Below are 13,660 nucleotides of genomic sequence, written 5' to 3' on the forward strand. Positions count from 1 at the left end.
GCAGCAGGTGCAGAAATCAACGATAAGTTGAATCATAGTTACCTCCATGAAAAAGAGCCCCGGAGGGCTCCTATTTTTTGATCTTATATCCCATCTGTTTGCGTAAGTCATTTCTTGCATCGTTGCCGACCTTATCCAACAATTCAACAACTTTCTTGACCTTGTCGTCGTCCTTTTTGTTCTGGTCAGTTAGATATGGCTGTAACTTTTTCAAACCTTCTGCAGTTTTTTGCCCAACAACCTGTTGCAATTTTGTGTATTGCTCATTGCTCAATTCAATTGATTTGTTTTTCTTGGTGGCAGGATCATCAACGATCAATGTTTTGCCGACTGTACGCGGCGCAACCTTCGTTTCGCCCGTCTGATTGATCAGGTCGATCACTAATTTAGCCTCTGGCGTGACTGTGTAAGCTGTAAACTTAGCCGGATTAAGGAAATAATTAGCGAATTGTCCAGGTGTAAACGCATCTCCACCTTGGATACGTTCGTTAGGAGTACCAAGAGTGCTATATGTCTGCGGCAATCCCTTGGAAAGTCCAGGGATACGGTTTACGACCATGTTCAGCATTTCCTTTAGCAGATTTGGATCATATGTGCTTCTGGTTGCATTATCTGTGAAGCCTCTTGCTTGACCTGATAAAGCAGGCACAAAAGAAGATGGTATGCCTTTGAAGATCTTGCCCACATCATCCCAAGAACGGATACCAGCTATTTGCTTAATACCAGTAACCAAAGGCTGCTCAAGCATCGATTTAAGTCCACCAGAAAGGGCATTTAAGGCCACTTCAAATGACGACTTATCAACCCCTAGCTTCTTGTCATTCATGGCTACATTAGCATCTACGCCCATTGCTAAAGACAATGCAGCAGGCTGCAGCCAAGCGTAGTTCATCAACTTGTCACCGTCACGGTATTTGGCGGCGTTTTTATCTAAACCACTCATGATGTAACGCCCCAATCCAGACCAGTTAACTTTGTATGCTCCCTTGCCGCTCATTCCTTCTAATCCTCTAATGTCTGAATCGCTGCTAGATCCACCTGTGAGGATTCCGGCATTAGCAAGGATATAACCCATTCCTGTCAGTCCCAACGTGCCTGTAATGGCGCGTGATAATGCCAGCGTTGCTTCTCGTTGGTTAAACTCTTTCTTTGTAACAAGTGGAATGAGTTCCCCTAGCGCTCTCATGAAACCCAATGGACTGTAATCAATACCGCGCATTACGATATTCGCTGGCGTCTTAGCATATTTGATAACAACATCACCCAATCCAAAACCTTCTGTACTTAATGATTTTGGTAACGCTCCTTTATCGACCAAATATCTACTTAATTTCCCTGTCGAATAGTTGTTAAGAAAACTCTTCATTCCTTGTGCGCCTTTTGCCAGTAAGGTTTCATCTTGGAATGTTGCATATAGACCGGCTTGGTCAGCCAAATCTAAAATATTATCATCTAATTGTTTGATGAGTTGTGGCATTTGTTGCTTGATTTGTGCGGCGGATAATCCTTTTTCACGACCTAACAACGTAGCATAGGTTCCCACCGTTTCACCGTATGCCCTCATGTAACTTGCATGGTCGAATGATTGAAGCTCTGCACCGGTCAGCTTTACAAGATATTTCAAAGGATTTCGTTCACCAAACACCTCTGGATAAATATCTGACGACGATAATTGACCGTTAGGACTTACCCCTTTCCAACCGCCTTTAGCTCCATTAACAAAGTTTGACCAGTATTTTTCCTGGTTATTTGTTTTGAACACGATCGTCCTTTGACCTGTGAGTTTCGATAGTGCCATGTCAATAGGAACAGCTGCAATTTTATTGATTTTTTCGGTGATATTCATAGCTTCATTGCCGATGACGTTTCTTAACACAGTTGGAATACTCAACAACTGGTTAGCAGCTTGAATGGACGATATTTTCTGCCCTAATGTAGAAGTATCAAGCCGTTTCAGCGCAAGTTGCAAGTCCTGTGTAGCTTCCACCTTAAAGTTGTCACTCATAAACCCGATTTCATTAGCCCATGCTTTAAACATATAAGCTTCATCTGGAGTTAGACTGTTACGTTTAATAGCAGTTTGAACAACACGGTCCAACTCTTGAATCGTCGGAAGTCCATTTTCTTTGCGAAAGATGTTCACCGATCGGTTGTAAATTTCATTAATCATAGGTTTAACGCCTTGACCATACTCTTTCACCATTTGTTCAGTAAAGTCAGCTAGTTTGACCACGCCTTTCGCCACTTTAGACGCTCCGATGATCGCGTAATCAATAGCCGGGTTACCCTTGGATTGTGCTGCAAATCCAATATTACGTTGGGAAGCTAGACGTTTACGTGCTTTTTCTGCCTTTGCATCCAAGTAATTTACAACTTGATCCCGTGTGCGTTCCTTTGGCTTGATTTCGCCAACTTCTTTTATCGTTACATCTGCCGTTTTATTTTCTTTAGGTAAAAAACTCTTAGCCGCAGCGTTAACCTCTTTCACTTGATTTTGAAACTCTTGGATAACCGTTTGTTCCTCTTTAGTCAACGCTTCCCCATTGGCCTTATTTGTGACGATTTTCATGACTTCATCCGCAAGATTTCGCGTTTTATCGGCAGCTCCAATCTTTTCAGTAGCTGCCGTAATCGGCTTAAGCTGTTCAACTGTTAAATCAACCGAATCGGCAGCGGACCTCCCGCGGTTAACAACCTTATTCGCAAGTAGCGCTGCACCTTCGGCATCTAGCTTGTTCCAACGTGTCAATGCTTGGAGTGCTTGCCCCATAAACCGGTTCTCACGCGCAGTTTTGTTAAGTACAGAAAGGAAAGAATCCATGTCACCTGTTTTTTGATAGTGCTGTAATAACTCTTGGGCAACGAAATTATCGACAGAGCTTATTTTTTTCTTCGCCAGCAGTTCGTTTGTCGCTCCAATGATTCCTTGTTTCTCGATGTGTTTTTGAGCTTTCGCCAAATCTGCAGCATTCGTTGTTCTATTGCCCATCAATGGAGCTTCTGTAAGTAGCTGCACAGCTTGTTGCGTAGTGTTTGGTGATTCCCTGACCGTTTGGGCAAATCCAAGTTCATTCTGGTTTCTTGTCCCGGGCGCCATTGCAGGTTCAGATGCTGAAAATCGACCGGACCCAAGTGGTTCGTTCCGTGATTTCGCGGATATCCTTGGTGACTGTGTAGCTCCACGTCTATATCCTAGTCTAGTTTCTAGTGGTGCAGTTTGACCGGGCTTGGAAACATTGAACCCTTCTGGCTGACGAACGTTTGGCAACTGATCTGGATAAATTCCGTATGTTCGTTTGCTTGCGTCCTGTGAGACTCTTTCAGTAATGTTAGGAGCTTTACCTTCGAGCAATGAAGGAAGATCGTAACCATACTTTTTGGCAGTATCAAAGGCTATCTGTGGAACATCGATAGGTTGATTCGACTGACGAAGTGCGTTAATTGTTTCTTCTACCTCAGGTTTGATCCTCTGCATTACACTGTTTAACACAGTAGTCGGATCTTCAACCTTTAAACGCTGAGGTTCAATATAGTTACCCATCGGCAGAGCGTTTGCTGGAATATCAGCAGCTGGAACAACTGGACTTTCGCCGCGAGGCAAGTTACCGCGTTCCATGGAGTTTGTTACGCGCGTCTCAACGCGAGGGGATGGTAGCGCAAGCATTTCCTCTACCTGTGGTGAAATGTTATCAGGAACAACGGTTCCTCTATTTCTGAACCGCTCTAAGCCGGTATCCAATCCTTTGAATGCAGCACCGCCTGCCGCTCCTAATCCAGCTCCATATAATGCATTCAATCCCGCATTACCAAGATCATTCTGACCCTGTGCGTACTCCGATGCTGCGCCGATTACTGCGCCTGCTAATCCTTCTCTAGCTGCTGCTTGACCAATGCCATTAAGCTTAGGAGCAAAGCGTGTAAGCAGACCTTCTGCAGCGTTTGATGCCTGTGTTCCGGAACCAAGTTGAGCGCCCGGAACGAAGAAAGGTGCTGCGGCCTGACCGATGAACTTGGATACGCCTGTAGATCTTTCTTGACCAGAACGCTGCAAGAAAGCTTCCCTAGCTGTGGGACCAAATGGATCTCCAATGTAAGGAGCGTCCGGTTGAGAGTATTCGGCTGTCGCTTGAGATAATGGATTGTTTTGAAATTTACCTGGCAGTCCAAGTAACATAGGGGAGTTTTCTACTCCTTGCTTGATCGGTTCTAGAACATAATCCCTTAAACCACGTGTAAAACTGTTAGATTCAAGGAAATCATTCTTAGGTGCTTGACCTTCTCCCTCTGCAATCCTCTGTTTTCCTAAATCGTCCCTGTTCATTCTGTTCGCCGTGTCTACTGACTGAATCAGGTTTTGGTAATCCATTGTATTTTGATATCTAACATCCTCTTGATTCATGCGGTTAGCCGAGTCAATGGACTGCGCTGTATTACGCAATTGGTCTAATTTGGTCATAGGTCTAGATGTTGTATCAGGAGTGTCACTATTCATTTTTCTTAGATTGTCTAACCGGCTCATACGATCACTCCTTGAATTTGCTATTTATCGCCTTAAGCATGTTTGATAGTGTCGTCTCGTCAACTCCATCTTGGCGGTACGACTGAATAAGTGAATACCCTTCGTCAGCACTAGAGATTCGAGGCAAATCCTGCAAGAACTCACTGTATGACGACTGACTCAATTGTTTTGAACCGGATTTTCCTAGAGCCTGTTGCTTCTCAAATTCAAACTTATCTCTGTTCAATCCAAGATTAGCAGCTGCATTGGAAGCTGACTGCGCTTGCCCTGCGGCAGATAATCCAATGCGTTGTTGTTCAAACCTATTCTGAATCGCTTGCTGTCTAGCTACTTGTGTTTGTGTACCTCTCGGAAGTCCGTATAAGTCTGCCAATGTATCAGGAATTTTTCCGGTTTGTTCAGCTACAGTCCAAAGGTTTTGAAGCTGTTGCTGCTGGGCAGCGTTCGTCGGTGTACCATCAGGCATTTTCCCGGTTAGTTGACCCATTACTTGGGCGCTACTTAAATCTTGTGCTTGACCCTGTAAGGTTCTTGTCGCAGGACTAAACGCATAATCCCCCGTCTGATCGTTGTAAATCGCGCCGATCGATTGGCCTAGGCGCAAATTTTCATCATGAAGTCGCTGTTGTTCTTCCGGAGATGCGTTATACCAGGCAGCGCTATTCTCTGCCATCTTCCGTCGTACGTCCCCGCTATTGTCGTAATATCCTGTGTAGTTAGCATCCTGCGCTTGTTGTGCTCTCGATTCTTGTTTCGTTGCAAGACCTTGATTAAATTCTTGACCTTGTTTTTGCAAACCATATGTTTTATCCCACTGCTGATTCTGCGTTTCAAACTGCTGCTGGTTGCCAAGCAACCCTATTAACCTGCCTTGGTTTGCAAGATTATCCTGGTATCGCTGGTACGCTTGGTTACCGAGGTCAGCCACTTTCATGCCATACTGTAGATTTGCATTCTGTTGAGCTGCTGCAACTTCTCCGGCGGTCATGGAGCTATTTAACAGGCCGCTACTGTTCATATCCTCCATAGCATTACGTGATGCCTCTTTACCAAGGTTATCGTAATATGCCTTGTATGCTTGTGCTGTTTGATCTTTGGCAGGATCGTAAGCGTAAGGAGTTGCAATCTGCTGCTTATACGAATCTAGTGCGTCAGTATACGCTTGACTAGCCTTAGATGCAGCTGTTGGAATCTGTACGCCTGACATGACCGTATTCACCTTGCCTAACCAACTCTGAGCATCATTGTATTTAGCCATGTCTCCAGCAGCTTTATATATGTTCGCTTGATTAGTAGCTCGAGCAATTTCCTGTTGGCCAACTGTCGGATTAGCTTGGAAGTATTTAAACTGATCTGTTGCGCCCCAGTCTTGGTAGTTAGATGATGGCATTGTAGCCGCCGTACTTGATGCTGTAGGTATGCTCGCACCAGAAGTCGATCCGTTAGCTTTAGGAGCCAACATTCCTGGATATGGAGCCGGTGTTGTTGAACTCTTTGCTGGAGTTTGATCGGTATATCCTGCGATCATATATGGTCGCGCAGGTTGACCAAGAGACTTAGGAATAGTTGCCATGGTATGCCTCCTTTTCAAAATAAAAAGAGCCGCCGCAGCGACTCATTTCTGTTTTGATATTTCCTGTAATTTATTATAGATATCATTTAATTCTGTGGTCATTTCATCAATTTTTTTCTTAGCTCCATAATAATCGTCATCTTTTGGCTTACCGTTATCAATTTCATAAGGCAAGATGATCGTATCATTTATTTTTTTTCTTTCTTCGAAAATTTCTCTTGATTTTTCGCCTAGTTCCTTAATTTTATCTTGTTTATCTGTTGATGGAGTATTAACAATAACTCCGGTTGCAGTGTCATAATCAACTTTTAAACCAAGCACATTACCGATGTCACGCACCGGAAGGTAAGAAGTACCATCTATGGTGATCGCTTGAGAATTTAGTTTATTCCCATTTACAGTAACATCTACCACGCCATCTACGACTTTTCCAATCATATTGATTACCTCCGCATGTGCGCCTACCGAAAACGATAAGGCAAATCCAAATAATGCACCAATAATATATTTTCTCATAATACCATTCCTTTTCCATTTTAACCCATTATATCACATCATAGCTCTGCTCTAAAGCTTATTCCATCCAAACTTACGGCAGAATTTGCGCCATTGTCGATAAAGCAGTTTCCGTTTGACATTATCAGGAGCCTTCCAAGAACAGGAGTTCCTCCACTGAAAGTTAGTAGTCCTCGCATTTGTGTTTCCGATGGTCGATAACCTGCTGGAAGGGTGAATGCTGCAACTGACCCACTAATCGTTCCATTGGCGACATCTCCCTTTAGGTGAACTATGCTTAAGTCATCTTTGTAATATGCTGTCGTTGCATATCCTCCGCCTAAATTCGACCATCCGCTAGCAAGTGTTATAGACGTCCATGCAGGAATTGTCTTGCTTGCAAATCCTTGTGCAACAAAAGCTGTCGTTGCGATCTGAGTTGAGTTCGTCCCCGTTGGTGCTGTTGGTGCTGTTGGTGTTCCGATAAATGCCGGGGAATCGACGGGGGCCCTTGATGTATCTGTAGGGTGTCTGTGATCAGAATAAGCATACTTTCCGGATGAACCGATTGCGCCTGTTCCGTCCATCAACGGAGTTGTTGTTGGATTCGGGTGGTTAGTTACATTACTCCAATCAACTGAATCAGCAGAACTTGAAGAATCAGACGAGTCGGCGTGACCGGCATATTGCACTTTACCTGTAGCTGTACTAGTACCAAGGTCAATGGACCCTTGAAGATATAAAGTTTTCCCAATCGTACCGATTCTCATGCTTGAAGATCCTGTACCAGGACGAATAGTGTAACTATCAATATTATCGTAAAAAACGAGTAGCTCCGAATCATTGTGATACAACTTTAAATCAGCTATACCAGTTCCTGCGACTGTACCGATGTCAAAATATAATCCAGTCTTCGCACCACTTGATGTATAACCAGCAAATTTACCACCAGTAAATTCAAGTCTATCTGTATTATCTGGTCCACTCCTTAATGTACCACCTTGAATAATCCCAGCCCCCGAATCCGAGTAAAGCTTATCCGTGGTGATCGTGAATCCTCCTATATGCCCTGCCAATGCCTCTATTATACCTTTGATATTGGCATTCTGAGCTACCATCAGCCCACTTTTAGTGACGTAAAATGTCGGTGTTCCTGTGATTAAATCACCAGCCCAAAAGCGAATGTCATCTGCTGCACTATCGACCGTAGACATTCCCACTTTTCCGTCCTCTGAAGCAAGCTGCCCGGGTGTGACGATCCACCCACCGGCCTCTAACATGTTTGCAGTATCAATCCCGTTATCAGTCATATATAAAAGCTGCTTTTGAAACCTTGCTAGAGCATCGATTACATCTTTTAACGTTGCATCATTACTAATGATACCAATTTGCGGTACCGGCATTTGCTCACCTACTTTATCGGCATTTCTCGCATTTGACGATTAAACTCGTAAAGTTTGAATGGTCCGAAACCATCCAATTTGACACGGACGAAATTGCTCAACGCCACTGTTGCTAATGGAATAATAATTCTGGCGTTCTGTATGCCATTCTGCGGCGTTATAGATTTCACTAGATACCATTGAGTATCATCGTTGGCAGAACGGTTTAAAGAGACATTTAACGAGCTTCCTGGAGGCAAATCAACAATCAGATACATGTTGTACCAATTTGTTCGTCTAGCTAATGTTTCAGCGCCATATGGAGGAGATATCCATGCCCAATGTGTTGCAGTTCCATTGTCTGTACTGCCCGTGCCCATCATGAATACATTTCCGTTGGTATCGCCTGAGAACCAAGCTGAATACCCTTGCTTGATAAATTGAGTTACAGGGATGTTGTCCCATACATACCACGCCCCCTGCTGTGTGTCGTATTCAAGAATCAAATTACACTCCGTTGCCGTGCCGTAAGGGATCCCAAAATAAACGTTTCTCCCATTGGTTCCTGCAACGCATTTATCCGTAGCATTGGGATTGATTCCTGATATATAGTTCTGTACGGGCTTGGAAAACTCAAAATCAGGCCGTGAACCGCCGTTGTACTGATAAATTCGATTGGAAATAAAATAGAGCACCCCAGCGGCATTGATGATTGCCTTGTTTGAGAATGCTCCAATATCATTGGCGACCTCTATTAACCTGTAATTGTTTGGTCCCGTTCCGAAAAGCTCATGGATGGATGATTTCTTAAACACCGTAAGATGCTGATTGCCTCCACGCAATCCGATGATGCTTTGACCGTTGTTTGTTTCCAGGACGATTTGCCCTGCGTCCTTCGGAGTACTCCAATCATCAGCCTTCGATAAAGCCGAGTAACTGATTGTATTTCCTGTGGCCATATAGAGCCTGTTGTCATGCTGTTCTACAAAGTTTCCAGTTGTTGGAGCTCCAGCTAAAACTTGCACTGTCGTTCCGTCATAACGCCTCGGTGCATCGACTCCGTTTGCCATGATGAGGTTAATTGCGCTCAGGTTCCCTTTAAAATTAGCAAATGAGCAATCTGCCGAAGTGCTTAGTCCTGTTGCAACTGAGGACCAAGCTATGCCTGTCCACTTCGACCATACTCCATTAGCTATAGCATGCAGCTCCGTTTCTTGCCACTTTAAGAGCCCCGTAACACGTCCGCCAAGGTTTGATCCTAACAAACTATGACCAGGTTTCAAAGATAGCGCAGGGTAACTCTGAGAGCTTATATTCCTTATGTCCTGTGCAAATCCTTCAGGGGTTGAAAACCCACTATCTTCACTGTTGTATACACCTTTAAATTGCCTTATCGTTTGAGGAGGTAGAATACCCCTGATTTCCTTCCAATAGGCCATAATCCACCTCCATCACGGGTACGATGACCATACATTATTGACTACTTTGTTGTTAGTTCCAAGATAACGCGTGCCTGTTCCGCCATAATAATCAAAGGGGAACGCCGCATTGACTACTTGGATACAATCCCGAATAATGATGGTCGTATTGAAGTTGAAGATAAATCCGGTTACAGCATTGCCTGCATCATCCGTTAATGTCAAAGTCCCATCCTTCTCAAAGCGACATGAATCAAATTCAAAATTGAAATCAATACAGTTAGCAAGCCCAGTAAATGCATTAACAAATCGACAATCTGCAAATTTCTTAGCAAAGCCACCCTCAAACCGCAATACTTCCGTTTGCCCTGTTCCTGTTTTACCTAAAAACTTGCAGCCAATAAATTTTTCAACCTGACTTAAGTAAAAATAGACTGCTTTTCCAATGAAGACGCAATCCGTGAAGTTCTGGACGAGAACGCTTTTCATCGTCCAACGTCCTGTATTTGATTTGAATTCGCAGTTGTAGAAGTAAGTCAGCGAGTCAATGAATGATTCGCAATCCGCAGCTAAATCGAATATACAGTTATTGAACTGAAAGAAATCCGGTGCATTTGTGATGGAATAGGTGCCAACAGGACCGGATGTGCCGGCATAGCTACCTTGATTATCAAAAAATTTACCGCTTTTTACCGTAACCGATTTAGCTCCACCATGAACAAAAATACCTACATCATATCTTTCAATTGTCACATCTTCTATATCTAGTTTCATATCGTAAGCAGCTTCTACGTGTACACCGCGGTCGTAGCCTTCCATATAGCAATTCTCGATATACCCATTACCTGCACCGAACTCGAATGTTACCGCAATCCTAGAAAGTCTAGGACGGTCAGACGGGTAACCGATCATGCGACAATTGGACGCTGTAGCAATTGCATACTTATCCTGAGCAAATGCGAAATAAACGGAATCACCAAATGAGTCGTATCCGTCCGTTGTGTACCAGTGGCCCCCAACCTTTTCAAAATGACAACTATTAACGATTGCTTTACGATAATTCTTAATCCTTAGTCCGTATCCGTACAGGTTATCAAACTGGCAATCATTGACGTAAGCGTAGGTTGCTTTGATATCAAGGCCGATGATGGTTTTCAGACTATTGAAGTCAGTAACCGTCCATTGCTCAGGCACACCAATACCGTTAAACTTGACTCCTTCTACTCTTACGTTCACATTAACAGGTGTATCCGATACAGAGAGAAAATTGAACATAGCTACATAATTTCCTGAGAAAGTACTGGGTGTAAATCTTAATTCAGGGTATCCATCACCCATTACAACCAGGCTCATTCCGTCCGTAAGTGTAGCGTTAATAAATCCGGTGACTTTGTAATAAGTACTTGTCCGGGGTATCACGACAACGCCGCCACCGTTTGCAATGCAATCATTTACAGCTGCCTGTATAGCGCTTGTATCATCGTTTATGCCGTTACCTAATGCACCATATCCTTGGACATTGTAAACGTAAGGGACCCTTTTAAGATTTGCGTTTGCAGCTGCGATTAGTTTCGCCAAATCCGGTCCCATAATTTCCATCACATTCATGTCATCACCATCTTTCGTTTACCACTAAATTTCGATCTGTTAAGCTCATGAGATAGTTTTTTGCATCTCTTAGCAAAGAATCATATTCCATCTGCATATTGTTGACCATGTCAACATCACGAAGAGTCGACGCAACCCACTGAGCACATCCATATACTAATAGTTCGTGGTAATCTTCAGGTAAGTCCGAAATATCAGAAGTATTGCTTGCGACCAAGTCATGGTAACGAGGCTTGTAATAAATCAGTAAATCTAATTCAGTAGTTGGGTTTGGTCTAAGGTATAAACTTCCTGTCATGATAGTCCAAAAAGTAGATGGCGCTACATCATCTTGATTATCGGACTTATCATACGCCTCGTTATTAACTAATACAGTCGATATGCGATCCTCCGGGCAATCTATAGGTAAATCGTAGAACGGAGATGCAGGTGTTGTTTTGATATAATATAACTTATCTGGTAATTGAAGCTCACGGTAAATTCTTCGCTGCAACTGGTTAATCTTCAACACTAACTGTTCATCTGTTATATCTGCACTAGGAGGTACCAATAATTTTACTTCGTTTAGTATCTGACCAAGATTCATGTGTCACCTCCGATACCTCTTAATACAAACCAACGATGTTAGTTGCAGTGGTACCAGTTGCGTATACCCGTCTTACAGATAGCGGGTGAACGATACCAACAGAAAGCGCGTTAAAGGTAACTGTACTCCCATCTGCCATATCTGCCTTTACATTACCGGATCCACCAATATAAATGGCTAGCGTTGCCCCACCAGTTAAGTCGGCCGAATCATTTGGTGTTACTACTACGGCTTTGTTACTCCCCACGACACCAATATATCCAGGCGATCGTTTACTCGTCTGCATGATGATCCCCCTTAATGAATTTTCTCATTTCTTCTGTCCCCCACTTATTCCATCCCTGTGGCGCATCATCACGTTGAGCCATCAACTTCATAAGATCAGGACGTTTTAATGAATCAATATCGATGACCTGTTCATTTTGTTGCGGCAATAACTTCTCCAACAGTTCATTCGTCCGCCGTGTTTCATTAAGTATGTCAACCAGCACCTCTAACGGCTCTGAATATCCACCAAATCGTGACATAAATGCCTCCAATAGAAAAAAAGGAGAGGCGTTTGCCCCTCCCTATCTCGTCTTCATAAGTTTGTATTTCAAAAGCATGCTACGCATTTCGTTGTAGTTGGAAGCAAACAACCTTTGCCCTTGCCCCATATCATCTGTGATTGGAACTTCCTCAACGAATGCCATTTTTTCAACCTTATCAGCGATTGCCGGCTGACCACTACTGATTTCCCAAGTTATTTCTTCATCCATATTCTTCACCTACTTCCGAATAACATGGACTGTCCACGTTCCGCTTGCAAGATCAATCGTACCGGCAGTCGGATTAAACAAGCTGATTTTAATCGTATCGGCCGCACTTACGAATGGAAATGCAATAACACCCTGAGTATCATAAGGCGGAAATACTTCAACCCGATCGCCCAAAGCTGCACCTGTAACCGTAATTGCGCTGGATAAAGCACCAGTTACAGTTGCGAGAGACGGAGGGTCGAACGTGATATCTTTGACAAATAGGTCAGTCATAAAATCTGCTGCTGATTTGCCCTTTTTCTTTATCCCGACTCGCTCGGAATGAAGACCCCTTGAATGTCCTGGCATTTTTTAAACCTCCTTAGTTCGAAGCGTTTTGTCCGTAGACCCAAGACCAATGAACAGAACCTTTAGACCACCGGCCAATTGTTTTGAACTTTAATGTTTCGGTGTCGAAATCCGTAATCGAACCATTTTCCGGTTTGCGTCTCCAGAACCATTTATGATATTGCTTCATCATCGATGAATCAGCGGCAAACCACACAAATTTATTCTTAAGGAACGGGTTCACGATGACATTGATTTCGCCCTCATACACGTTGATGTTGTTGTCTGCAGATCCAGGTTCAAATCCTTCGCCTTTGCCTGGAATACCGGCAATTTGTAATGCCCGACGACGGTTATACGGATGCACAATCAATGTGTCGGGTGTGCGACCCATCAAGTTACCTTGATCATCAACCCACCCTTGCATAGCTACCGTAGTATCATCCCATGCGTCGATGGAAAGAGATGCTGTGCCAAGGTTAGATTGCGTGTCCACAGTATCCGTAGGGCTATAAGGGTGGTCTGAAGCGCATAATGCCTTACCATCCGGCAATGTAGCATTATACGTACGTCCACGGAAGTCAACAGCCGTTGTCGTCAGGTTAAAATTGTTAAAGTCTTCAACAGCCTGGTACTGCTGCGTTTTGTAAGTAGCGTCGGCCATGCTCGTAATGCGGTCTTTAATGGCCGTTAGCTTCAAGTCATCCACGAAATCACGGTCAATTTGGCGACCTAAAGAGTACTTCGTGTGCTTGAAGTATTTTTGCCAAAGCTCATTGACGTCAGCGTAGAACACTTGATTCGAAGAACGTCCCCATTCTTCCATTAAGCCTTCGCCGCCGATCCCTTCGATGCTCTCTGTGTCCTTCATAGAATTTTCAACACCATACATCATCGGGATGAAATCCTTCTTATCCTTCATTTCCAGCGCGTACAGCTCGCGGAATACGTTTTCGAGTACGTTTTGGTTCCATTGCAATTTTCCGTTCATGGT

General features: G+C 43.7%; 12 protein-coding genes. All 12 read right to left on the minus strand.

Annotation, left to right across the window (positions count from 1 at the left end; genetic code table 11):
* Positions 1–70: 70 nt before the first annotated feature.
* The 12 genes from CF651_RS22875 to CF651_RS22930 all read right to left on the minus strand — a co-directional run bounded on the left by CF651_RS22875 (position 71) and on the right by CF651_RS22930 (position 13,657).
* Entirely contained in the window at positions 71–4,519 is a 4,449-nt protein-coding gene (locus CF651_RS22875) for a hypothetical protein (RefSeq protein ID WP_094017205.1), read from the minus strand.
* Between the two features lie 4 nt (positions 4,520–4,523).
* Positions 4,524–6,092: a hypothetical protein gene (locus CF651_RS22880; RefSeq protein WP_094017206.1), complete on the minus strand. Its 1,569-nt coding sequence runs from the start codon at positions 6,090–6,092 to the stop codon at positions 4,524–4,526.
* 42 nt (positions 6,093–6,134) lie between these two features.
* Positions 6,135–6,608: a stalk domain-containing protein gene (locus tag CF651_RS22885; RefSeq protein ID WP_144029092.1), complete on the minus strand. Its 474-nt coding sequence runs from the start codon at positions 6,606–6,608 to the stop codon at positions 6,135–6,137.
* A 38-nt stretch (positions 6,609–6,646) separates the two neighbouring features.
* Positions 6,647–7,990, minus strand: coding sequence for a hypothetical protein (locus CF651_RS32675; protein WP_094017208.1), 1,344 nt, complete (start codon positions 7,988–7,990; stop codon positions 6,647–6,649).
* An 8-nt stretch (positions 7,991–7,998) separates the two neighbouring features.
* Positions 7,999–9,408 (minus strand): hypothetical protein, encoded by a 1,410-nt coding sequence (locus tag CF651_RS22895; protein WP_094017209.1) that lies wholly within the window; start codon positions 9,406–9,408, stop codon positions 7,999–8,001.
* Positions 9,409–9,420: 12 nt separating this feature from the next.
* On the minus strand, positions 9,421–10,995 hold the full coding sequence (locus CF651_RS22900; protein ID WP_094017210.1) for a pectate lyase family protein: 1,575 nt from the start codon (positions 10,993–10,995) through the stop codon (positions 9,421–9,423).
* Positions 10,996–10,999: 4 nt separating this feature from the next.
* A complete protein-coding gene (locus tag CF651_RS22905; RefSeq protein ID WP_094017211.1) occupies positions 11,000–11,581 on the minus strand; it encodes a phage adaptor protein in 582 nt (193 codons plus the stop codon).
* Between the two features lie 19 nt (positions 11,582–11,600).
* Positions 11,601–11,867, minus strand: coding sequence for a spike base protein, RCAP_Rcc01079 family (locus CF651_RS22910; protein ID WP_094017212.1), 267 nt, complete (start codon positions 11,865–11,867; stop codon positions 11,601–11,603).
* On the minus strand, positions 11,854–12,108 hold the full coding sequence (locus tag CF651_RS22915; RefSeq protein ID WP_094017213.1) for a hypothetical protein: 255 nt from the start codon (positions 12,106–12,108) through the stop codon (positions 11,854–11,856). The genes CF651_RS22910 and CF651_RS22915 overlap by 14 nt, the downstream gene beginning before the upstream one ends.
* Before the next feature lie 42 nt (positions 12,109–12,150).
* Positions 12,151–12,339, minus strand: a complete 189-nt coding sequence (locus tag CF651_RS22920; RefSeq protein WP_094017214.1) for a hypothetical protein — start codon at positions 12,337–12,339, stop codon at positions 12,151–12,153.
* A gap of 9 nt (positions 12,340–12,348) precedes the next feature.
* Positions 12,349–12,612 carry a hypothetical protein gene (locus CF651_RS22925; protein WP_144029093.1) on the minus strand — a complete coding sequence of 88 codons (264 nt, stop codon included), beginning with the start codon at positions 12,610–12,612 and terminating at the stop codon, positions 12,349–12,351.
* An 88-nt stretch (positions 12,613–12,700) separates the two neighbouring features.
* The gene (locus CF651_RS22930) at positions 12,701–13,657 is read right to left on the minus strand and encodes a phage head protein (RefSeq protein WP_094017216.1); all 957 of its coding nucleotides are present in this window, start codon (positions 13,655–13,657) and stop codon (positions 12,701–12,703) included.
* Between the last annotated feature and the right edge of the window lie 3 nt (positions 13,658–13,660).

The organism is Paenibacillus rigui (assembly GCF_002234615.1).
Classification (GTDB): domain Bacteria; phylum Bacillota; class Bacilli; order Paenibacillales; family NBRC-103111; genus Paenibacillus_S; species Paenibacillus_S rigui.

Excerpts from the sequence above, each read along its gene's own strand:
- CF651_RS22880 (WP_094017206.1), bottom strand. The coding sequence starts at position 6,092 with ATGGCAACTATTCCTAAGTCTCTTGGTCAACCTGCGCGACCATATATG.
- CF651_RS22910 (WP_094017212.1), bottom strand. The coding sequence starts at position 11,867 with ATGCAGACGAGTAAACGATCGCCTGGATATATTGGTGTCGTGGGGAGT.
- CF651_RS22930 (WP_094017216.1), bottom strand. The coding sequence starts at position 13,657 with ATGAACGGAAAATTGCAATGGAACCAAAACGTACTCGAAAACGTATTC.
- CF651_RS32675 (WP_094017208.1), bottom strand. The coding sequence starts at position 7,990 with ATGCCGGTACCGCAAATTGGTATCATTAGTAATGATGCAACGTTAAAA.
- CF651_RS22905 (WP_094017211.1), bottom strand. The coding sequence starts at position 11,581 with ATGAATCTTGGTCAGATACTAAACGAAGTAAAATTATTGGTACCTCCT.
- CF651_RS22915 (WP_094017213.1), bottom strand. The coding sequence starts at position 12,108 with ATGTCACGATTTGGTGGATATTCAGAGCCGTTAGAGGTGCTGGTTGAC.
- CF651_RS22900 (WP_094017210.1), bottom strand. The coding sequence starts at position 10,995 with ATGAATGTGATGGAAATTATGGGACCGGATTTGGCGAAACTAATCGCA.
- CF651_RS22885 (WP_144029092.1), bottom strand. The coding sequence starts at position 6,608 with ATGAGAAAATATATTATTGGTGCATTATTTGGATTTGCCTTATCGTTT.
- CF651_RS22875 (WP_094017205.1), bottom strand. The coding sequence starts at position 4,519 with ATGAGCCGGTTAGACAATCTAAGAAAAATGAATAGTGACACTCCTGAT.
- CF651_RS22920 (WP_094017214.1), bottom strand. The coding sequence starts at position 12,339 with ATGGATGAAGAAATAACTTGGGAAATCAGTAGTGGTCAGCCGGCAATC.
- CF651_RS22895 (WP_094017209.1), bottom strand. The coding sequence starts at position 9,408 with ATGGCCTATTGGAAGGAAATCAGGGGTATTCTACCTCCTCAAACGATA.
- CF651_RS22925 (WP_144029093.1), bottom strand. The coding sequence starts at position 12,612 with ATGACTGACCTATTTGTCAAAGATATCACGTTCGACCCTCCGTCTCTC.